Below are 21,025 nucleotides of genomic sequence, written 5' to 3' on the forward strand. Positions count from 1 at the left end.
TGTGAATGATAATAGCTGCAACAACAAATGCAAACCTAGGAATAACCCATGAACAATAAACAGAGACTGACACATGCGCTGCTATTTGAATTTTTCGCATTGATTATTGTTGTGCCATTGGCAACGTTTTTCGCACAAAAAGAAGCGGGTGACATGCTGGTGGTTGCTGTTGGCCTGAGCATTTATGCTGTGGTTTGGAACTATTTCTACAACATCATTTTTGATCGCTACTTTGGCGAGCAACGTGCTAGCAGAACACTGGCGACCCGTTTAATACACACTGCCGGTTTTGAGCTTGGCATCATTGTGGTGACCTTGCCAGCGGTTGCTTGGTTCCTCGGGATTTCTATGCTGTCGGCGTTGATGCTCGAAGCTGCATTTTTAGTATTTTTCTTCTTTTATGCGATGATTTTTAATGGAATTTATGACCGTATAACTGCGCCTAATACGGCTGCAACAGCTAAAATTGCTACAGTGAGTCATAAATCTGGCCACTAATATCAACCAGCGATGCTAATTTGCTATTTAGTCTTTGAGAATAGTTAAGAATGAGGATAAAATGCCGCCAATGTGAATAATGTTGGCGGTTTGTTGTGTTTTTGGCTGTATGACAATGCATAATTACAGGCTAAGTGCGCACTTTAAATCCCTCTGAAATTGTTTATTGACGCGCTTTAGTCTATATAAGGCTTAGGTATTAATGCCTTAGACGGAAAATGGATGATATGAAAACGCCTGCTGTGGTAGTTTTTGCTGTAACAATGCTGTGCTACATTCCGCTTACATTTGCTTGGCAAGATAGTGATGGCGATGGGGTGCCAGATGCCAAAGACGCCTGCCCTGGCACGCCGGCCGGTGTTGTTGTCGATGCTGCAGGATGCAAGCGGGAGTCGCAACAAGCACTATGTTTAAAAACCCGTGCTGGTGATTTATTTCCCAAGACATGCCAACAAATGACGGCATTATCAATCCAGTTTGCGTTTGCTAAAGCTGATGTGGCGATGTCGCAATGGACAAAGCTTGCACTCATCAATCGGTTTTTACAGCAGCATGATGTGTCATTGGCGCTTATTGGCTATACCGACAATGTAGGTGAGTCACAGTTTAACCTGAGTTTGTCAAAGCAGCGCGCAGCCAACATAAAAGCCATATTGGTTGAGGATTTTGGGCACGACCCAGCAAGGCTAACCATAGATGGGATGGGAACTGAACATCCTGTTGCTAGCAATGATACCGACCTCGGGCGAAGCTTGAATCGTCGAGTGGAATTTGTAGTAGAGACAAAATAGATTTTAATCGAGTATTTTAAGGGAGTAATAAATGGATAATATTGAAAGTTTACTTGAGCAAGCGCCTGATTTGATTGTGGCCTACGGGTTGAAAGTCTTGTTTGCTCTGGTCATTTTCCTAGTTGGTAAATACCTCGCCAATGTGGCCAAGAAGGTTTCTACCAAGTTAATGAACAAGCGTAAGCTTGAGCCGACAGTCGTGTCGTTCATTGCCAACATGGCATGGGCGGTTGTGTTTGTATTTACTGTGATAGCGACACTTGGGCAGATTGGTATTCAAACAGCATCCTTGGTTGCGGTTCTCGGTGCTGCGGGCCTTGCGGTTGGTTTAGCGCTACAGGGGAGTTTGTCGAACTTTGCCTCTGGTGTGTTGATGATTATCTTTCGTCCATGCCGTGTGGGGGATTATGTTGAGGCGGCTGGTGTAGCCGGTACCGTCGATGAAATCACCATTTTTTCAACCAAGCTACTTACGCCAGACAATAAAGTGATCATTGCGCCTAACTCATCAGTGATGGATGGCACTATTATCAATTATTCAACGATGGATAAGCGCCGTATCGATTTTGTTATTGGTGTGTCATACGATGCCGATCTTGCACAGACCAAGCAAGTGCTAACAGCGGTGATTGAGAAAAATGCCTATGTATTGAAAGATCCTGCCTATACCATTGCGTTGTCAGAACTTGCGGACTCGTCAGTTAATTTTGTTGTCCGTCCATGGGTTAATGGTAGCGATTACTGGCCAGCCTATTTTGAAATTTTAGAGCAAATAAAGTTAGCTTTAGATGAAGCGGGTATCGGCATCCCATATCCTCAGCTTGATCTGCACGTAAAAGAAACGCCTGCGGCATAAGCCTATAAGGTTAAAAAAGGTCGACGCGATGTCGACCTTTTTTGTATCCATTGAGTTGCGATTGACCGAGCTAATGAGCTTGCCGCGACTGGCTTACATTTAGTGGCTTATATTTAGTGACTTATATTTAGTGACTTATATTTAGTGGCTGTGCTGATCTTCTTGCTGATAATTAAACTGTGGAATAGACCAGCGATAGTGCAGCGCTATCATTCTAAAACCAAATCCAAAACTTAAGCTCACAGCTAAGTTTATCCACTCAGTCACACCAAAAAACTTCATAGTCACGTATAAACTTGCCGTACTGAGAGCCACCAAAGCATAGAGTTCTTTTTTGAACACTAACGGCACTTGATTACATAAAATGTCTCGTATGATCCCGCCAAAAACACCCGTCACTAACCCCATTACGATGGCGACAACCGGGCTATATCCAAGCTGTAAGGTCTTTTGCGCGCCAACAATCGAAAATACTGCCAAGCCCAATGCGTCAATCGTTAAAAACAGTTTAGATAGGTAGCGCATTACCGGGGCAATCAGTACGGTTAGCAATGATGCAAAAGCAATGGCAAGTAAATAGTGTGGGTTCTCTATCCAAATGATGGGGTAGTGCCCAAGCAACATGTCGCGTAAGGTACCGCCGCCAATTGCTGTTGCGCAGCCAATAATGACAACACCAAATAGATCCATTTGGCGTCTACCTGCGCTGAGCGCGCCGGTCATCGCTTCGGCAATAATGCCGATAAGCCAAAGCAGGCTGATAAATTTTAGTTCCATGATATTACTGCTCACCAATATGCGGCTGCAGATTCTGCCTCATTGCTACGGTTTCTGACTAGTGTTTTTATTCTATTTTGCATTATATTTTCTAATCCAATATATGCTCGGCTTAGCCTAACTAATACAACAATTAGCCAACTGAAACTGAGTTGTTGTGTGAGCAAATTTGATGCTTAACTTTCAAGATGAATATAAAGCGGAGCAGCGGAGCGGGAAAACTTGCGGTCGGTCACTAGAGAGTTGGCTTAACTCGGAGTAGTATGCTTTTTTTACTTTGTGGTACCTAGTAGAGGGTGGAATGATAGATTTTCGCAGTGATACCGTGACGCAGCCAACTCAGGCGATGCGAGATGCGATGCACAAAGCTAGTGTAGGTGATGATGTTTATGGTGATGACCCAACGGTTAACCGTCTGGAAGATCAAGTTGCAGAGCGATTTGGTTTTGATCGAGCTTTGTTTACCTCATCGGGCACACAAGCCAATTTACTCGCCTTAATGGCGCACTGCGAGCGAGGCGATGAGTACATTTGTGGCCAAGATGCCCACAACTATAAGTTTGAAGGCGGCGGTGCGGCAGTATTGGGGAGTATTCAACCACAGCCATTATCAAATCAAGCTGATGGCACCATTGCCTTAGCTGATATAAAAGCTGCGATTAAGCCCGATGATATTCATTTTGCCCGCACTCGATTGCTGAGTTTAGAAAATACCATTGGCGGCAAAGTGTTACCTATGGAATATTTGGCACAAGCTCAGTCGCTGGCGTTCAACCATGGTTTGAAAATTCATCTCGATGGCGCGCGTGTTGCTAATGCTGCGGTGGCCCAAGGGGTTGATATTAGCGACATAACTCAACACTTTGATTCAGTCTCAATCTGCTTATCTAAAGGGTTACGCGCGCCAGTCGGCTCTATCTTATTGGGTGATGAGCGTTTAATCGCTAAAGCGCGTCGCTGGCGAAAAATGCTCGGTGGTGGCATGCGTCAAGCCGGTATTCTCGCGGCTGCTGCTGAACTTGCAATCACCACTGAAGTCGAACGTTTGGCTGAAGACCATCACAATGCACAGGTATTAGCCAATGAGCTGGCGGCATTATCAGAGTTTGATGTTGATGTGCCCAGCGTGCAAACCAATATGTTATTTGCCCGTGTGGCTGAGCACCTTGATGTGGATCAGTTAGCAACACATCTAAAGCAGCAAGGTATTTTAATCAGCCCAGGTAGAACCTTAAGATTGGTGACCCATGCCGATATTAGCCGCGCTGATGTTGCAACGTTTATTCATAAGCTCAAGCAATACTTAAGCTCGCACCGTGGGTAGCGCTGTATAGACAGCGTTACCCGATGCGTGAAATCGTGCGGTAACTTTTGCACTTAGACAACTAGTGACTGTGGTGGTGGCTACTGCCACCTAGGCTTTGGCCATTGCTGCGATAAAACCCTGAGCTACCATGCTCAATAAAGCCCTGATTGATCATTTTTGCGATGAAAGGGTCGGATTCATTGTCGCCAATATCGGCAAAGTCGATATCTCGGTAACCTGTGGCGACAGCATTAAAATCAGCTGCTGTGATTGGCGTAACGTTAGCTAACGTAAAGCGCACCTGATGAGCCGCATTTTGATAGTTGAGAGAGTAGGGCAGTTGCAACTGTGCTATCCACTGCAGCTTAACTTCCTGCGGCTCTGTACTATGGTAATCAGTCACGGTAAAGCATCCTTGATTGTGTTCACTGCCTTTACTGAATTGGGCCAGCATATCAGGTGCGATTAAATGAAACTTTTGCGCTATGTTGGGCACACGATGCAGTGATTTGAGATCGCCACGAGTGTAGGTGACTGAGCGCATATGATTGGCAAAATAGCGGCTAAATTCACCCTGAAGGTTCCACTGTTCAAATACCGAATCATGACTTTGATAGCGAATTGTGTCGTTGAAACGTGTCAGTATAAGTTGATGCTCACCGCCATCTGAGCGCTGTACTTGGTACGTGGCTTGGTAGGCTTGCGAATTAGCCTGTGTCGGGCAGGTTGCTGTCGAGGACGAATGAGCAGTGGCGGTATGGCAAAGTAGTGTTGCTGCCAAAATCAAGATATAACGCATGGTGAATTCCTAGTATTAAGTTAGCCGAGCCACCATAGGTGGCTCGGCTGCAACCAAATTTATTGGGCTGCTTGAGCTTGAGTAACAAGGTTAGTTGCGTGATTCATCACGTGGAAAATGTGATTTTGTTCAACGGTACCTTGGAGTAAATGTGCCCCTGGACCGCTAGCAAAAATTGCCACATCTTCACCTGCGTGAGTCTCACTTGATAGCGGCACTAAAGCTTCTTGGTGGAAGCCTGCGCTTTGAGTGTCTACATAGTTAAGATCCATACGACCTGCTGCAACATCATAGCCATAACGTTCATCGCCGCCGGTCTCTAGGTTGGCGAATCCACGGCCGTTGGTATAGCCCACTGTAGTGTAAGGCAGGCCATTGTTGTCAGTGGCATTTAACACTGAAGGGGCGCCATTAGCGTCATTACCTTTAACGAGGCCAAGGATTGGGTTGCCGCGCGTTGGGTAGCCCGCAATGGTAAATACATGACTGTGGTCTGCCGTTACCATCAGCAATGTGTCGCTGCTAGAGGTTTTTTCCATGGCAACGCGCACTGCTTCTGACAATGCAATGGTGTCATGTAATGCCCGTGCGGCATTACCCGCGTGATGGGCGTGATCAATACGACCCGCTTCAATAATCAACACAAACCCTTTGTCATTTTTTTGCAAAATGTCGATACTTTTTGCGGTCATTTCTGCCAATGACGGTTCACCGTTTACGCCATCTTCCGTGCGGTCATAGTCATAATCCATGTGTGATGAATTAAATAGGCCTAGAAGGTGGTCAGTAGTACTGGCATCCACAGCTAGCAGTTGATCGCGGTCCTGGGTATAGGCCGAATTAACATATTTTGCGGTCCATTCAGCAGTCAGGTCACGACCGTCGCTACGGCGACCAGTGCTACCTTCTGGATCGGTCATGGTATTGGGAATGAAGTTACGGCGTCCGCCGCCCAAAACAACATTAATACCGCTGCCATGATCGTATGCAAGCAGTTGAGAGGCAATATCGGTACAGCCATTGCTCACGGCTTCCTCTGGTAGATCGCTATCATTTTCCCAGTTACGCTCTGGCGCGTGCGCATAAGTTGCTGCCGGAGTTGCGTGGGTCACGCGAGCGGTTGATACTACGCCAGTGGCTAAGCCAGCCATTGAAGCTAACTCTAAAGAGGTGACGAGATTCTGCCCTGAGGTTGATGCGCAGTTGCCGCGTGTGACCCCTTCAGCTTGAGATAGCACACCCACATCGGTTTTTACTCCAGTGACCATTGCGGTCATGGTTCCAGCAGAGTCCGGTGTTTGGCCGTCAACGTTATAAGTTTTGGCTAAGCCTGCATAGGGTAGAGTTTCAAATGACAGTGAGTTCTCTTCACCCATTTGACCTTTCATTTGACCATCGAGTATACGCGCGGCAGTCACTGTCGACACGCCCATGCCATCACCCACAAACAAAATGACATTTTTGGCGGCACCGGCGTTATTGTCGGTTGCCATTGTGTCGGCACGCGCGACTCGGTTTTGGCCGTCAATGTACCAACTGTTCACGTTCGTCCAATCTGTGCCGTTGGAGCCATTGCTGCCATCGGTTCCGTTAGTGCCATTGCTGCCAGAAGCGCCAGCGGCGCCGTTGTCACCATCACTGCCACAGGCTGATAATCCTAGGCCTAGTGCTGCGGCAAGGGACAGTACAAGTAAATGCTTTTTCATGTTGTTCACTCCAATTAGTACTTAGTGCCGCCAAGCATTTGTGCTTGGTTGATGATATGGAAGATAACGTTCTGCTCCATGACACCTTGAGCTAGATGTGCACCGGGGCCCGTTGCGTGTAAGCTGATATCTTCACCGGCATGGGTTTCACTGCTGGTGGCAATAAGTGCTTGCTGCTGAAAGTCGGTCGCTTCGGTATCGACGCTGCTTAAATCATCACGGCTGCCGACCACGGCGCCAGGACCATTGGTATAACCTAGTGTTGTGTAAGGTAGACCGTCAGAGGCGGTCGATAATGAACCATCAACACCATGGACTAATCCTAATATTGGGTTGCCGCGTTTTGGGTAGCCAGCGATAGTAAACACGTGGCTGTGATCGGCTGTTACCATGATGAGTGTGTCATCATCACTGGTGGCCGTGACAGCAGCGTTGACGGCGTTGGAAAACTCAACCGTATCAATTAGTGCGCGTTTCGCATTGCCACCATGGTGGGCATGATCGATACGGCCAGATTCAACAATCAATAAGTAGCCTTGATCATTTTTACTCAGCATTTCAATCGCTTTTGCCGTCATCTCGGTTAGCGAAGGTTCGCCAGCCACATCATCTGCACGGTCGGCTTCATATTCCATATGAGATGAATTGAATAGACCAAGGAGGTGGTCGGTACTATCAACATCAATGGCGTCAAAATCAGTTTTGTTCCACACGTATGCGGCATTATCAAAATTCTCTACCCAAGCTTGAGTTAGGTCGATGCCATCATCTCGACGACCCGATTGATTTTCACCATCAGTGACATCGCTAGGGATGAAGTTACGACGGCCGCCACCAAGTGCGACAGTCAAGGCGTTATCTTTGTCACGCATGACCAGCTGTTTAGCGATATCACTACAACCGTTGCTCATCGCTTCATCTGTTAAGTTGCTATCCGCTTCCCAGTTACGCTCTGGGCTGCGGGCATAAGTGGCTGCTGGCGTTGCGTGAGTGATTCTTGCGGTAGAAACCACACCCGTTGACAGGCCTTTAGCATTAGCTAAATCCACCAAAGTTGTCAGTTCATTGCCTTGAGATGATAAACAGTTGCCGCGCAAGCTGGTATCAGAAACCGATAGAACCCCAGCTTTAGATTTTACACCTGTGACCATCGCGGTCATGGTACCGGCGCTGTCAGGGGTTTGCTGGTTGGTATTATAGGTTTTAACTAAGGCGGTATTATCAAAGTGTTCGAAGCTCAAGAAGTGCTCTTCACCACCTTGGTTACCTTCTAACTGCTGACCTGCATAGATACGAGCCGCGGTAAGGGTAGAGATACCCATGCCATCACCGACAAACAAAATGACATTCTTCGCTTGTTGTTTGGTTGTGATTTGAGTTTTATCAGCAACACGTTGTGCGCCATTTTTATACCAATCACTGTCAGTTTGTACTGTTGGTAGTACTGCAGCATTGATACCTGCACTTACCAAGCTACATGTGAACAATGCAGCTATTTTTTTATGGTTTATCACTATGATCACCCTTAGGTCGATTGAGGAATATCTAGAGTTAATTCACTAAAACGCACCGATTGTCGGCAAAGTTTGTGACAGGTGTGTGTTGTTGTTGTGTCGGTTTTGTGACTTATTTAATAGCTGTTGCAAAATGTTACCCTGTATCATTTTTGATTGTAATCAGGGGTTTAGCGTGATGTGGCTTTGGTTGGAGGTGATTAAAGTGCACCGCAATGGGGCTTCAATGGGCGTTAACTGTGCAGGTTTAATGGGGCAATCATTTATCAACGGCAGAGGAGTGAGCGTGGTTACTGACATTGCAAAGAATCGTAAAAACTGGTCATTATTTTGCATACCTCTAAATAGGTATTTAATTTGATTGGAGTCGTTACTATGAAGTACTACAGCCGCCGTTTTATCAAACCGGAACACCTTAACCCTGCCAACGCGCTATTTGGTGGTCAGCTGCTGAGCTGGATAGATGAAGAAGCAGCGATTTTTGCGGCTTGCCAAACCAGTAGCAATAGTATTGTCACTAAGCTTATCTCTGAGATTAACTTTATGACGCCTGCTAGACAGGGCGATGTGTTGGAGTTTGGCTTAGAGCTTGTTAGTGCAGGTAGTTCATCAATTACTGTACGCTGTGAAGTGCGCAATAAAATGACTCATATGCCAGTGGTAGTCATTGATAAAATGGTGTTTGTTTGCGTTGATGAGCGGGGCTTACCTAAGCCGCACGGCTTAAGAGCCAATGTTGCGTGAAGGCATGTAAAAACTAAAAAGGGCTTCATATTGAAGCCCTTTTATGATTAGTGCAGCTTTAAATGCGGGTGAATAATGCGGCTAATCCCTTTGGCAAACATCAGCAGTGTGCCTTTGAATACGCCATGTAACTCAATTAAATGGCGTCGGTATAATGAGGTATAGACAAAGCGAGCAATCTTGCCTTCGACCAAGACCCCGCCGCCCATGAAGGACATCAAGTTACCGACAGTATGGAATTTTGACAAGTTCACCAAAGAACCTAGGTCTTTGTAGACATAGTTGTGTTTTGGTTGCTGACCATCGATCATTAGGCGGATATTGTCTGCTGTCATTAACGCCATTTGTCGAGCCGATTGACCACGTGGTGGCACCCAAGAACCATCCTCTTGGGGGCAAGCTGCACAGTCACCAATCGCAAAAATATGGCTATCGCGAGTGGTTTGCATATTCTGCTTAACCATTACCTGATTAATATGGTTACTCTCAAGTCCACCGATCTCATTGAGAAAATCTGGCGCTTTTACCCCAGTAGACCAAATCACCATATCTGCAGGGATAAACTCTTCAGTGGTGGTATGCAGACCTTCAGGCGTCACGGCATCAATACGGGTATTGGTGCGCACGTTAACGCCAATGGCGGTCAGTTCTTTGGCAACAGAGTCAGAGATTTCGGTTTTTTCTACCTTAGGTAGAATACGTTGATCTGCTTCAATCAGGGTAACTTCGAGCAAACTCGTATCTATTTTATACCCAAAGCCCCGCAGCTGGTCGACGGCATGGTGCATCTCTGCAGACATCTCAACCCCAGTCGCCCCAGCGCCAACAACAGCAATTTTGATCTTTTCGTCCAACTGGTGGTGACTGGCGTAGCGCATGAACTTATTTAATAGCATGGTGCGAATTTCCATGGCTTGTTCAGTGCTGTCGAGGAATACACAATGATCACGCACGCCTTCAATATTAAAGTCATTGGCAATACTACCAATAGCAATCACTAAATAGGTGTAATCAATTCGGCGTGCTGGTAGCAGTTCTTCACCATCCTCATCGACAATCGGCGCTAAAATGACCTGCTTATTTTCGCGGTCAATATCTGTCATTGCTCCTTGCTGGAAGTGATAGCCGTGAGCGGCAGCGTGACCACGATAACTGATAGCATCAATTCCGATATCAAGTGCACCGGTGGCAACCTCGTGGAGCAAAGGTTTCCAAACATGGCTTTCAGCACAATCGATAAGGGTGACCCGAGCTTTGTTCTTTTTGCCGAGTTTATGTCCTAGTTTGGTGGCGATTTCCATTCCACCTGCGCCACCACCAACGATGACTACATTGATCATTTCCTGCATGGACTGCGTGTTCCTATCGATAGAGGAGTGAGATAAATATTTAGTTTAGAGGTTAACCGTGATTTTGCCGCAGCTAATACGGTTGCTGACGAAAATCAACTGCGCAAAATTGTATCAGTAGTGTCTAATTTCAGCAATTGAGGGGGATATCGTGATTAAAAGGCGTAAATAGGATGTGTTTTATAGTAGTGGATTGATTATTAATGTTTTTATTTTTTAATTTTGCAATTTAAAACAAAGAAATCTGGCGATGTAGACCTGTCGATTATGTGATCTCGCACCAGTTTAGTTTTAAAAACTGTGAGCAACCTCCTTTTGGAGGTTACTCTCGCAACGGCAAATTACTCGTTAATTTTACCGATACGCTCGTTAAGATCGCTGATCAGATGCTGCATAATTTCTTGTACTGAGGTGTCTTTCGTATCGTCATCCATAAAAATCTTAAAGGTGACAAGCACATGGCCGTCATTTTTGATACGGACGTTGTTCATACTAAAATATGCACTCTCGGTATCGGCTTCTCTCACGACAAAACCTTGAATGTCAAATACTCGGTGCCCAGAACGGCCATGCCACTTGGTGACGCGATTTAAACCGATTTCACAGGATTGGTTGAACTCAATGTGATTTTGCCAAGTGGTGGGGTGGGCGGGATCCTTAACGTGTGGGCATCGAACTGTATAGTTGTAGACATGAGAGATTGCTGTCATAAATTACCTACCTGTATGTTGATACTAATGCCATCATAGGCACTGTATTTCTATTCGGTCAACTTTTATTCGTATTTACTTAACTATCTTAAATCCAAAGTTAAAGCTTCGTTGCTATGAACTTGTTTTAGCATGCTTAAAGCGTAGATAACTTTGTGCTAGATCGCATTTGTACTAATCTATTTTTAATCGCATCGTTAATGGTTAATAAAGCATCAGCTAAAACGTAACCCCCTGTCCAAAGCCTTCATCCAATAGCCCATTGGCGTTCATCCTGGCTACCACGGCAAGCTTTCGGCCGTGGGCGGGTGCAATTGACATAGCGGGGAATATTGCTCTAGCGCTATACCTCCTGCAGGGCTTACTTTAATCGCGTTACCACCATGAAAAAAAAATGTAAAAAAGTTTTATTGGTCTGACTATCGTCTTATACTCTATGTCACTCAAGTTATTAATTTTATTAATTGTTACCGGAGGCCGTAATGGTTGTTCGCACCGTTGCCACATTTAAGTGGTGTTCCACAGTTTTGGCGCTACTTGTTTTAACGGCCTGTGGTGAGGCGCCAGCCCCGCAACAAGCTTTGTTACCGAGTGTGATTGTTAATACCGCGCAAACCCAACAAGTTACTCCTAAGAGCGAAATTGTTGGTCGAACTGAGGCGTCGGAAGATGTGGTTATTCGCTCACAGATCCAAGGACAGTTACTTAAACGTAACTTTGTCGAAGGTGACGATGTTAGCGCAGGGGATTTGCTGTTTGAAATCGACCCGTCGACTTATAGTGCGGAATTGGCCCAGCAACAAGCGGTGCTGGAGCAGGCCATTGCGTCGCGTGATGTAGCGGTGATGAATTGGGAGCGTGGTCGACGTTTACTACCTGATGGTATGATCAGTGCGCAAGATATGGATGAGCTAACCAGCCGAAAATTAACCACAGCCGCAGGCGTCGTTCAGGCCGAGTCTGCAGTTAAAGCGGCGGAGCTACAATTGAGTTACACCAAGATTTACGCACCCATTTCGGGGCGTATCAGTAACGCAATGGTCAGCACCGGTGACATCATTACTCCGCAGTCTGATATGGCCAGTTTAGTTCAGCTTCAACCTATGTGGGTCACCTTCCAAGTGGCGGAAAAGGCATTAATCACAGCTCAGCAGAACTTCTCTAAAGCGGCAAAGCGCGACATTAAAATCAGCGATATCGTCATCAACTTACGTTTGCCTAATGGCACCATGTTTAATGAAACAGGTTATATCGACTTTATCGGTAACCGTGTTGACGCCGCGACCGGTACTTTGCCGGTTAGAGCCACCTTCGATAATGGCGAAAAACTGATGCTACCGGGCTTGTTTGTCACTTTAGTGATTGAATCTCCTATCACTGAAACTGCGTTATTGATTCCCCAAGCAGCCGTGCAGGAAGATCAACAAGGGCGCTTTGTGATGGTGCTAAATGAAAATGATGAAGTTGAAAAGCGCGTCGTGGAACTAGGCGAACGTTTTGGCATTGATTGGCGCGTACATAGTGGGCTTAAAGATGGTGAGCGTATTGTCGTAGATGGATTGCAAAAAATCCGCGCAGGCATAAAGGTCGAAGCGGTTGAGCAGCAGGTGGTACCTTTCCAAGAAAATAACGACGCGTAGCCGGAGCCTATTATGATTAGTGAATTTTTTATCAATAGGCCCAAGTTTGCATTTGTGATCTCCACAGTGCTGACTTTGGTGGGCTTAATCTCTATTCCCATTTTGTCGGTGGCAGAATTTCCAGAAATAGCGCCACCGCAAGTGAATGTTTCAACCAGTTATTCAGGCGCCAGTGCCGAGATTGTTAAAGATACCATCGCGCAGCCGTTAGAGGCGGAGGTCAATGGTGTTGAAGGCATGCTCTACATGGAGTCTAAAAGCGCTAACGATGGCAGCTATTCGCTGAGTGTTACCTTTGAGGTGGGTACCGATGCGGATATGGCTCAGGTTAAGGTGCAAAACCGCGTACAACAGGCTATGCCGCGTTTACCTGAAGAGGTGAGCCGTCAGGGGGTCAAAGTTGAGAAACAAAGTCCCAATATGTTGATGGTGGTTAACTTGGTTTCACCTAAAGAGACCTTTGACTCGCTGTTTATCACCAACTATGCCGGTTTAAATGTAAAAGATGCATTAGCACGGCAAAACGGGGTCTCTAAAGTCCAAGTCATTGGTGCATTAGATTATGCCATGCGTATTTGGCTTGACCCCTTTAAAATGGCAAGCCTGAGCGTCACCGCCAGTGATGTCATTGCCGCGTTGCAAGAGCAAAATATTCAAGTTGCCGCCGGGCGTATTGGTGCAGCGCCGGTAGACCCAGAACAGCAATTTCAATATACATTACAAACTAAAGGGCGTTTGAAAGACCCCGATGAGTTTCGTAACGTGATGATAAGAGCCAATAATGATGGCTCAAAAGTCACAGTTGGTGATGTGGCACGTGTTGAGCTCGGCTCTCAAACCTATGATGCTCAAGGTAAACTCAACAATAAACCGTCAGCAATTATTGCTATCTATCAGTCTCCTGATGCTAATGCGCTAGATGTGGCTAAAGGCATTAAAGCGGAAATGGAGCGCCTATCGGCTCGTTTTCCGGCTGATTTAGAGTACGAAGTGCTGTACGACACCACCGAGTTTGTAGAAACCTCGATTAAAGAAGTGGTGCAAACCCTGTTTATCTCAATCGCGCTGGTGGTATTTGTGGTGTTTATCTTCTTGCAAGATGTACGCTCGACCTTAGTACCTGGGATTGCTATTCCGGTGTCTTTGATTGGTACCTTTGCGTTTTTGCTTGCCTTTGGCATGAGTATTAATACCGTATCGCTATTTGCGCTTATTTTGGCGATTGGTATCGTGGTTGATGATGCGATTGTGGTGGTTGAGAACGTGACTCGCCTTATGCAGGATGAGGGGTTATCGCCCAAAGAAGCGACCTCAAAAGCGATGAAAGAGGTGACAGGCCCTATTATCGCCACCACCTTAGTGTTATTGGCTGTATTTGCTCCAACCGCAGTGATGCCAGGTATTACCGGGCAGATGTATGCTCAATTCTCGGTCACCATCTGTATTTCGGTGCTTATTTCATCGATTAATGCACTGACATTATCACCTGCATTATGTGCTTCTGTATTGAGACCGCCTAAGCAGCATACCAAAGGCTTTCATGCCGCTTTCAACCGCATGTTTGAGAAGTTCACCGGTAAATATATGACCTTAGTGAAATCTCTCACCCGCAAGTTAACCCTAGTGGGAATTGTCTACGTGTGTTTGATTGGCCTAACGGGCGGTATCGCAAAAATCTTGCCTTCAGGCTTTGTGCCAATGGAAGATAAGAAGGCCTTTATGGTAGATATTCAGCTACCTGATGGCGCGTCGCTCAACCGTACCGAAGAAGTTATGCGTGATTTAGTTGAACTGACACTGCAAGAGCCGGGTGTGGAGAATGTGATTCATGCTAGTGGCTTTAGTATTTTGACCGGTTCGGTATCGTCAAACGGTGGTTTGATGATTGTCACTTTATCGACTTGGGATGAACGTGACACGCCAGATATGGTTGAAGCGGCAATTGTTGCTAAATTGCAGGCTAAATATGCCGCTAACCCCTCGGTGAAAGCGATGGCGTTTTCTCTGCCGCCTATTCCTGGTGTGGGCAGTGTTGGTGGCTTTGAGTTTGTGCTGCAAGATACCCAAGGTCGCTCTCCGCAAGAGCTTGCTGCGGTAATGCGAGCGCTCATTATGAAAGCCAATGAGCAGCCTGAAATTGCTATGGCCTTTAGTAACTTTAGGGCCGACGTGCCACAAATGTTTGTTGATGTTGACCGTGACAAGGCTAAAGCTTTAGGGATTTCGCTTAATGAAATCTTCAGCACCATGCAGACTATGCTCGGTTCAATGTACGTCAATGACTTTAACCGTTTTGGTAAGGTGTTTAGGGTGATACTCCAAGCTGAGGGCGATTATCGAAATTCAGATCGGGATATCTCCAGTTTTTATGTGCGTTCCAACACCGGTGAAATGGTGCCGCTGAGCACCTTAGTTAAGGTGACGCCAATTCTTGGTCCCGACGTAATGAACGCCTACAACATGTTCAATTCAACCACCATTAATGGTTTCCCCGCACCGGGCTTTAGTAGTGGTGATGCCATTACCGCAATGGAGCGCGCAGCCAATGAGAGTTTACCGGCAGGTTATACCTTTGAGTGGACAGGGCAGACTTATCAAGAAATTAAGGCGGGGAACTTAGCACCGCTAATTTTTGCACTGGCACTGGTGTTCACCTATCTGTTCTTAGTCGCGCAGTATGAAAGTTGGAGCATTCCATTTGCGGTTATGCTTGCGGTTCCAATTGCAATATTAGGCGCGTTCCTCAATATCTTATTGGTTGGGGCGGATCTGAACTTGTATGCTCAAATTGGCTTAGTATTATTGATTGGCCTTGCCTGTAAGAACGCGATTTTGATTGTCGAGTTTGCCAAACAGTTGCGTGAAGAAGGCAAGAGCATTCTTGATGCAGGGGAAACCGCTGCTAGGCTGCGTTTCCGCGCGGTACTGATGACAGCTTTCTCATTCTTACTTGGGGTACTCCCGTTAGTGGTGGCTACCGGTGCGGGTTCAGGCAGCCGCCGCGCCCTAGGTTATTCGGTGTTTGGTGGCATGTTGGCCGCCACCATTGTGGGGACATTGCTGGTACCGGTTTTCTATGTGATTATGCAAAAACTGCGCGAGCGCATGAAAGGCACTAGTGACGAAGCCAAAGCCTAAACGCTAGCAAACCTTTTATAAAAAGCCCACTTGATGTGGGCTTTTTATTTTGGCGTGCTAAAGGGATGAGTTTGGTCTTTGGAAAACTGTGTCGAGAGGACGGCTGGCGTTACCGCAGTACGATTAATACGCCGGGGTGAAAGTGGCTCAAGAGATTTAACATCGGCTGTTAAAAGGGTGCTTAAGCGATTAAGTTAAAGCGATTAAGTTAACGCCAAGCGCTGCCAAATTGGATGTAAAAAGTCCACTCTTCAGGGCCTTTAGCAACGTCTATACCACTGCGTAATCCAAGCTGCCTAGCAATCAAATATCGAAAGCCACCTCCTTGGGTGAATTGCCAATCAGCATCAGCAAAGCTTTGTTGTTCAGTCGTGGCTTTACCTGCACCAGCAAAGGCTAACACTGTCCAACGCGGGTTGAGATCATAATCTAATTGCATCTCAGCTACAGAGACGTCATCACCTTGGTAGCGCATTGCGGCAATACCGCGCAAACTGATAAAAGGTTTCGCGTAAAAAGGGGCTCCATCGGTCATATAGTCGTACTCACCGCGTAGCCTCAGCCCCCAAGTGTTGCTGAGTCGCTGATAGCTATGAACATAAGATGAGTATTGCTGATAGGTAAAGTCACCGCCTAGATTGGGATGATGAAAGCCTGCTTCAATACCTGCTTTAAGTCCCGTTCGTGGTGAGAACTGATTATCGCGACTGTCGTAAGAGAGTTTAACTGCGACACTAGCATCTTGATTATCTAAGCTCAGCGGGTCGACACCTGGCAGGTTGTCTGTGATATCAAAAACAGTCTTAGATTGTACATAGGTATAATTTACGCCTGCAAAAAATTGGCTATCGCCCAATCTAAAGTCAATGTCTTGCAGCACGTACAGCCCTTCGATATTAAACTGAGCCGGGCGGTTGGTGAGCGGGGCGTAGTAATCTAGATTAATTGAGCTTGCAAGCAGGGCGCCTAGGTAACGGACTTTATCTTGTTGCCAATTGCCAGAGTGAAATAGCCCGGCAAATATACTGCTATTACTGGTTGCACCGCCGACGATCCCTGTGACACTAGGGGGAATGCCGGATACCTGATCGGGATGGCGTTGTCGCAATTGTTTTTGTTGTTCGCTTTCATGGAAAAACAGTAACGCTGCGCCGCCGCCAGTGCCCACCGCGGGCTCGGTAATAATAAAAGGAACCGGCATAAAGCCGTGGGCATTGTCTAAAATCCATTGACTGGTATCAAACTGACCATCTTGAGGATCGGTTAACTGTTGCCATACATCAGCATGGCTGCTTGCAGTAAATAGGCAGCCAATGACCAATGATAAACGACTTAGCCGAGCAATATGTCGATATGAAAGCGGCATTAATGTATTCCTTTGCATAGCGCTTGGTTGCATTATTTGCAGTTATCAAACAATCCATTGAGCTTGTTGTGTACATTATATTGGCGTCTTTTCAGTTAGCTAGCAAAATCTTTGTAACCAATTTGCTGTAGCACATGTTGATGAAAGCAGAAGTTTGTTTCAGATTTGCTGCCTATGTCCCTTTTCACTTCTTCGTCATACTGTAGAATCCGCCGCCAACATAAGGTTGTGTTGTCGTGCGGTATAGCAACGACATTAATTGATGCAAAAAATATCAATTAGCAGATCATAAAGTGCAATCACTTTATGGATCTCTCACCCGCCAGCGGGGCTCTCATCTGCGACACCCTTAACCAAATAACACAAGAGATCAAAAAATAAGGTACTCCTATGACCTCGAAGCAATCCCCTGCAAGTTCGGCGGCTAGCCCGTCACTGTCTAAACTCGACCAATTCTTCCTTATAACCGAGCGTGGCAGTAATGTTAAACGTGAGACTATCGCTGGTTTAACGACCTTTTTGGCGATGGTGTACTCGGTGATTGTTGTGCCTAACATGTTAGGTGCGGCAGGTTTTGACCCCGGTGCTGTATTTATCGCCACCTGTTTGATTGCGGCTTTTGGGTCTTTGTTAATGGGGTTATGGGCCAATATGCCGATGGCGATTGGCTGTGCGATTTCGCTTACCGCGTTTACTGCATTTAGTATGGTTTTAGGTCAGCAAATCTCGATACCTGTGACCTTAGGTGCCATCTTTTTAATGGGCTTAGTGTTCACCTTTGTCAGTGTGACAGGCTTAAGACAGTGGATATTGACCAACCTTCCCAAAGGCATCGCCCATGGCACCAGCATTGGTATCGGACTGTTTCTGCTGTTAATTGCTACCAATAGTGTGGCATTGATTGTAGCTAATGATAGCGGGTTGCCAGTCAAGCTTGGTGATATTCATAGCTTGCCTGTATTGGCAACTATCATCGGTTTAGCTGCAACGATAGGCCTTGAGCGCCGTGGAGTGCCAGGTGGCATTTTATTAGTGATTGTGGTGTTGTCCTTGTTTGGCTTGGCGTTTGACCCTAACGTGCAGTATCAAGGGCTTTTTGCTTGGCCCAACTTGTTATCTGAAGGCTCACTGATTGGCCAAATGGATATTATGGGGGCGCTAAACCCGGTGGTATTACCCATTGTGTTGGCGTTAGTTATGACCGCTATTTTCGATGCAACCGGCACCATAAGAGCAGTGGCAGGACAAGCTGAATTACTTGACAAAAAAGACAATATTGTTGGCGGAGGCAAAGCACTGACCTCAGATTCGGTCAGCAGTATTTTTGCTGGAGCGGTGGGCGGCTCTCCTGCAGCTGTGTACATAGAGTCTGCAGCAGGTACTGCAGCGGGCGGTAAGACAGGCCTTACGGCGACCATCGTTGGCGTGCTGTTCTTACTCATGATGTTCTTGGCGCCGCTAAGTTATTTGGTTCCAGCCTATGCAACGGCACCAGCACTAATGTATGTGGGCCTGTTGATGCTCAGCAACGTGACTAAGCTAAATTTTGATGACAAAGTCGATGCGATGGCTGGACTGACTTGTGCGGTGTTTATAATTTTGAGCTGCAACATTGTCACCGGCATCATGTTAGGTTTTGTCACCTTAGTTGTTGGCCGTTTATGCAGTGGTGAGTGGCGTCAACTAAAACCTGGCGTTGTCGCCATCACGCTAGGGCTAGTGGTGTTTTATATGGGCGGTTGGGCAATTTAGGCTGTTTAGGCTAGCAGTAAAGCGCCACGGGTGATGAGTGCTTAGGACTAATAGTCGAATAGTCTTCAGCACCTAACCCTTTAGTTTGTGTAAGCGCGGAGCAAGTCCTTCCAAGTAATAATGCCGACTAGTTCGGCATTATTTAGTACTGGCAGCGAGCCGATACCATGTTTAAGCATGAGCTCGCTTGCTTGATCAATACTTGATTGCGGGCTCACGGTAACAGGCTTACGGGTCATGACTTGGTGGGCCCGTTTTTGTAATGTTTCTGAGTCTCGCTCAGTTTCACAAATCTTGCCTAAGTGCGGGCTCAGTGCACGCAAATAATCTCGTTCCGATAATACCCCTTGCAGGGCACCATCTTCAGTCACCAATAGATGATGAAAGGGCGCGTTGTCGAAAATCTCTTTCGCTACCGTTAAGCGGTCATCCATATCGATGGTAACCACGCGGGTGCTCATTATGGTTTCAACCTTAATTGTCATACGCATCTCCTTGTTATACTAGTTATATCAGACAAACCAGCGTTCAACAAATAGCCATAGTTAAGTCACAAAAATGTCACTGTCCTAGGATTAAATAGCAGTGGAATGCGCATTGTTTAAGGACACTGACTATGAATCGCGCTTATGCCTACCGTAATGATAAAGCCCACGCAGATCTTGCTATCCATAAAGCTGTTGCTTACACACAAACCCTTGTGGCTAAAGCGTCAGTGACGCCTGACGATGCTGGTTGCCAAGATTGGGTTGCTGCCAAGCTGACTAAGCTTGGGTTTAACATAGAGCGATTTGTCGACAATGGAGTCACCAACACCATTGCGAGCTTATCGGACGCTAAGCCTGTGTTGGCACTGGCGGGTCATACCGATGTTGTGCCGCCTGGCGCGCGCGAACGCTGGCATAGTGACCCATTTGTACCGACGGTGAAAGCGGGCTATCTAATTGGGCGTGGTGCTGTTGATATGAAATCTGGCGTTGCAGTGATGCTAGCGGCAGTAGAAGATCATTTTCAAACCTATGGTCGCCCCAATCAGAACTGGCAGTTTTTGCTCACTAGCGATGAAGAGGGCGAAGCAAGTCATGGTACCCAATCCATTGTTAAGCGGTTGGCGCAGCACAACCAACTGCCGCAATACTGCTTGATTGCCGAACCAACAGCGGATCAACAAGCCGGTGATGTGATAAAAATTGGCCGCCGCGGTGCAATTTCAGCCAAGCTAACCATCCAAGGCCGCCAAGGGCATGTTGCCTATCCAGACAAGAGCATCAATGCTGTGCATATCGGTAGCAAAGTGGCCTGCGCCTTGGCCGAGCTTGGGTGGGATAAAGGCAGTGACGATTTTCCCGGTACCAGCTTGCAGGTGACTTACGTCAACTCAGGGGAGTTTACCGACAATGTTGTGCCGGGTAGCTGCGAAGTGTGCTTCAACTTACGCTATAGCCACCGCTACAATGAGGTGAGTATCAGTCAGCGAATTGTGCGATGTATTACAAAAATCATGGCAGAGAGTCAGGCTCAATATCAACTAGAGTGGCAACGGCCTTGTACGCCTTATCATATTGGCGATGCCGCTGATGCAGACTCAAATTTGTTAGTTAAAGTCGAGCAAGCTATTGTGGCGGTTAATCATCGCTTTCCGCGATTATCTACCTCTGGTGGTACTTCTGATGGGCGTTTTTTAAGCTCAGCGCAAACTCAGGTTATTGAACTGGGTTTACCCAATAAAACCATTCACCAAGTTAACGAGCAGGTGGAGCTAGCGCAAGTGGTTCGCTTGTATGATATCTATCGGCAGTTATTACAGCAGTTCTAACCTAGGTAAGAACTGCTGTTGGATGACTTAGCCCGGATTACTAGTGGCTATGTTGGCCTAGGTTAAGATCAGGTTGATGGCAGTCAATATAACGGCTACGTTTTTTGGGTTTTAGCTTGTGGGTATCAACTAAAACCAACCCATCAATACAGTCACCGAATTCTGCATCAATACCAAAATCTAAAAAGCGTACTCCTTGGTCTTTACATAACTCTCCATACTGTTTGTATAGCGCGGGTACCGCACTGTCCATGCTCGACAAT

General features: G+C 46.5%; 18 protein-coding genes. 9 read left to right on the forward strand and 9 right to left on the reverse strand.

The features are described 5' to 3' along the window. The first annotated feature begins 48 nt into the window (after positions 1-48). The 3 genes from L865_RS23290 to L865_RS0107260 all read left to right on the forward strand — a co-directional run bounded on the left by L865_RS23290 (position 49) and on the right by L865_RS0107260 (position 2,145). A complete protein-coding gene (locus L865_RS23290) occupies positions 49-498 on the forward strand; it encodes a PACE efflux transporter (protein WP_051484496.1) in 450 nt (149 codons plus the stop codon). Between the two features lie 218 nt (positions 499-716). Further along, on the forward strand, positions 717-1,289 hold the full coding sequence (locus L865_RS0107255; protein WP_245608407.1) for an OmpA family protein: 573 nt from the start codon (positions 717-719) through the stop codon (positions 1,287-1,289). 31 nt (positions 1,290-1,320) lie between these two features. After that, on the forward strand, positions 1,321-2,145 hold the full coding sequence (locus L865_RS0107260; protein ID WP_028772630.1) for a mechanosensitive ion channel family protein: 825 nt from the start codon (positions 1,321-1,323) through the stop codon (positions 2,143-2,145). A gap of 141 nt (positions 2,146-2,286) precedes the next feature. On the opposite strand, the gene L865_RS0107265 is transcribed toward L865_RS0107260, so the two are convergent. Then, positions 2,287-2,925, reverse strand: a complete 639-nt coding sequence (locus L865_RS0107265) for a trimeric intracellular cation channel family protein (protein ID WP_028772631.1) — start codon at positions 2,923-2,925, stop codon at positions 2,287-2,289. A 298-nt stretch (positions 2,926-3,223) separates the two neighbouring features. On the opposite strand from L865_RS0107265, the gene ltaE reads away from it, so the two are divergent. Then, the gene (gene ltaE / locus L865_RS0107270; RefSeq protein WP_028772632.1) at positions 3,224-4,246 is read left to right on the forward strand and encodes a low-specificity L-threonine aldolase; all 1,023 of its coding nucleotides are present in this window, start codon (positions 3,224-3,226) and stop codon (positions 4,244-4,246) included. A gap of 61 nt (positions 4,247-4,307) precedes the next feature. Here ltaE and L865_RS0107275 read toward each other — a convergent pair whose 3' ends face one another. The 3 genes from L865_RS0107275 to L865_RS0107285 are packed head-to-tail and all read right to left on the reverse strand — an operon-like array spanning position 4,308 to position 8,244. Next, a complete protein-coding gene (locus L865_RS0107275) occupies positions 4,308-5,027 on the reverse strand; it encodes a hypothetical protein (protein WP_028772633.1) in 720 nt (239 codons plus the stop codon). Between the two features lie 59 nt (positions 5,028-5,086). Next, complete coding sequence (locus tag L865_RS0107280; protein WP_028772634.1) at positions 5,087-6,733, reverse strand: alkaline phosphatase; 1,647 nt, start codon at positions 6,731-6,733, stop codon at positions 5,087-5,089. A gap of 14 nt (positions 6,734-6,747) precedes the next feature. After that, positions 6,748-8,244 (reverse strand): alkaline phosphatase, encoded by a 1,497-nt coding sequence (locus L865_RS0107285; protein ID WP_028772635.1) that lies wholly within the window; start codon positions 8,242-8,244, stop codon positions 6,748-6,750. Positions 8,245-8,622: 378 nt separating this feature from the next. Here L865_RS0107285 and L865_RS0107290 point away from each other — a divergent pair, with 378 nt between their 5' ends. Then, a complete protein-coding gene (locus tag L865_RS0107290) occupies positions 8,623-8,991 on the forward strand; it encodes an acyl-CoA thioesterase (RefSeq protein WP_028772636.1) in 369 nt (122 codons plus the stop codon). A gap of 47 nt (positions 8,992-9,038) precedes the next feature. On the opposite strand, the gene L865_RS0107295 is transcribed toward L865_RS0107290, so the two are convergent. Further along, entirely contained in the window at positions 9,039-10,340 is a 1,302-nt protein-coding gene (locus tag L865_RS0107295) for an NAD(P)/FAD-dependent oxidoreductase (RefSeq protein ID WP_084632487.1), read from the reverse strand. Between the two features lie 341 nt (positions 10,341-10,681). Next, entirely contained in the window at positions 10,682-11,050 is a 369-nt protein-coding gene (locus L865_RS0107300; protein WP_028772638.1) for a hypothetical protein, read from the reverse strand. 482 nt (positions 11,051-11,532) lie between these two features. Here L865_RS0107300 and L865_RS0107305 point away from each other — a divergent pair, with 482 nt between their 5' ends. Both L865_RS0107305 and L865_RS0107310 read left to right on the forward strand, forming a co-directional pair. After that, on the forward strand, positions 11,533-12,690 hold the full coding sequence (locus tag L865_RS0107305) for an efflux RND transporter periplasmic adaptor subunit (protein ID WP_028772639.1): 1,158 nt from the start codon (positions 11,533-11,535) through the stop codon (positions 12,688-12,690). 12 nt (positions 12,691-12,702) lie between these two features. Next, positions 12,703-15,828 (forward strand): efflux RND transporter permease subunit, encoded by a 3,126-nt coding sequence (locus L865_RS0107310; protein ID WP_028772640.1) that lies wholly within the window; start codon positions 12,703-12,705, stop codon positions 15,826-15,828. Positions 15,829-16,036: 208 nt separating this feature from the next. On the opposite strand, the gene L865_RS0107315 is transcribed toward L865_RS0107310, so the two are convergent. After that, positions 16,037-17,194 (reverse strand): BamA/TamA family outer membrane protein, encoded by a 1,158-nt coding sequence (locus tag L865_RS0107315; protein WP_028772641.1) that lies wholly within the window; start codon positions 17,192-17,194, stop codon positions 16,037-16,039. A gap of 390 nt (positions 17,195-17,584) precedes the next feature. On the opposite strand from L865_RS0107315, the gene L865_RS0107320 reads away from it, so the two are divergent. Beyond that, on the forward strand, positions 17,585-18,946 hold the full coding sequence (locus L865_RS0107320) for an NCS2 family permease (RefSeq protein WP_028772642.1): 1,362 nt from the start codon (positions 17,585-17,587) through the stop codon (positions 18,944-18,946). 80 nt (positions 18,947-19,026) lie between these two features. On the opposite strand, the gene L865_RS0107325 is transcribed toward L865_RS0107320, so the two are convergent. Further along, entirely contained in the window at positions 19,027-19,431 is a 405-nt protein-coding gene (locus tag L865_RS0107325; protein WP_028772643.1) for a CBS domain-containing protein, read from the reverse strand. A 131-nt stretch (positions 19,432-19,562) separates the two neighbouring features. Here L865_RS0107325 and dapE point away from each other — a divergent pair, with 131 nt between their 5' ends. After that, positions 19,563-20,762: a succinyl-diaminopimelate desuccinylase gene (gene dapE, locus L865_RS0107330; RefSeq protein ID WP_028772644.1), complete on the forward strand. Its 1,200-nt coding sequence runs from the start codon at positions 19,563-19,565 to the stop codon at positions 20,760-20,762. A 40-nt stretch (positions 20,763-20,802) separates the two neighbouring features. On the opposite strand, the gene L865_RS26155 is transcribed toward dapE, so the two are convergent. After that, on the reverse strand, positions 20,803-21,015 hold the full coding sequence (locus L865_RS26155; protein WP_483852534.1) for a hypothetical protein: 213 nt from the start codon (positions 21,013-21,015) through the stop codon (positions 20,803-20,805). Between the last annotated feature and the right edge of the window lie 10 nt (positions 21,016-21,025).

The organism is Shewanella waksmanii ATCC BAA-643, from assembly GCF_000518805.1.
In the GTDB taxonomy this organism is placed as follows: Bacteria; Pseudomonadota; Gammaproteobacteria; order Enterobacterales; family Shewanellaceae; genus Shewanella; species Shewanella waksmanii.

Coding starts and splice junctions, on each gene's coding strand:
- L865_RS23290 (WP_051484496.1), top strand. CDS start 49: ATGAACAATAAACAGAGACTGACACATGCGCTGCTATTTGAATTTTTC.
- L865_RS0107255 (WP_245608407.1), top strand. CDS start 717: ATGGATGATATGAAAACGCCTGCTGTGGTAGTTTTTGCTGTAACAATG.
- L865_RS0107260 (WP_028772630.1), top strand. CDS start 1,321: ATGGATAATATTGAAAGTTTACTTGAGCAAGCGCCTGATTTGATTGTG.
- ltaE (WP_028772632.1), top strand. CDS start 3,224: ATGATAGATTTTCGCAGTGATACCGTGACGCAGCCAACTCAGGCGATG.
- L865_RS0107275 (WP_028772633.1), bottom strand. CDS start 5,027: ATGCGTTATATCTTGATTTTGGCAGCAACACTACTTTGCCATACCGCC.
- L865_RS0107280 (WP_028772634.1), bottom strand. CDS start 6,733: ATGAAAAAGCATTTACTTGTACTGTCCCTTGCCGCAGCACTAGGCCTA.
- L865_RS0107290 (WP_028772636.1), top strand. CDS start 8,623: ATGAAGTACTACAGCCGCCGTTTTATCAAACCGGAACACCTTAACCCT.
- L865_RS0107295 (WP_084632487.1), bottom strand. CDS start 10,340: ATGCAGGAAATGATCAATGTAGTCATCGTTGGTGGTGGCGCAGGTGGA.
- L865_RS0107300 (WP_028772638.1), bottom strand. CDS start 11,050: ATGACAGCAATCTCTCATGTCTACAACTATACAGTTCGATGCCCACAC.
- L865_RS0107305 (WP_028772639.1), top strand. CDS start 11,533: ATGGTTGTTCGCACCGTTGCCACATTTAAGTGGTGTTCCACAGTTTTG.
- L865_RS0107310 (WP_028772640.1), top strand. CDS start 12,703: ATGATTAGTGAATTTTTTATCAATAGGCCCAAGTTTGCATTTGTGATC.
- L865_RS0107315 (WP_028772641.1), bottom strand. CDS start 17,194: ATGCCGCTTTCATATCGACATATTGCTCGGCTAAGTCGTTTATCATTG.
- L865_RS0107320 (WP_028772642.1), top strand. CDS start 17,585: ATGACCTCGAAGCAATCCCCTGCAAGTTCGGCGGCTAGCCCGTCACTG.
- L865_RS0107325 (WP_028772643.1), bottom strand. CDS start 19,431: ATGACAATTAAGGTTGAAACCATAATGAGCACCCGCGTGGTTACCATC.
- dapE (WP_028772644.1), top strand. CDS start 19,563: ATGAATCGCGCTTATGCCTACCGTAATGATAAAGCCCACGCAGATCTT.
- L865_RS26155 (WP_483852534.1), bottom strand. CDS start 21,015: ATGGACAGTGCGGTACCCGCGCTATACAAACAGTATGGAGAGTTATGT.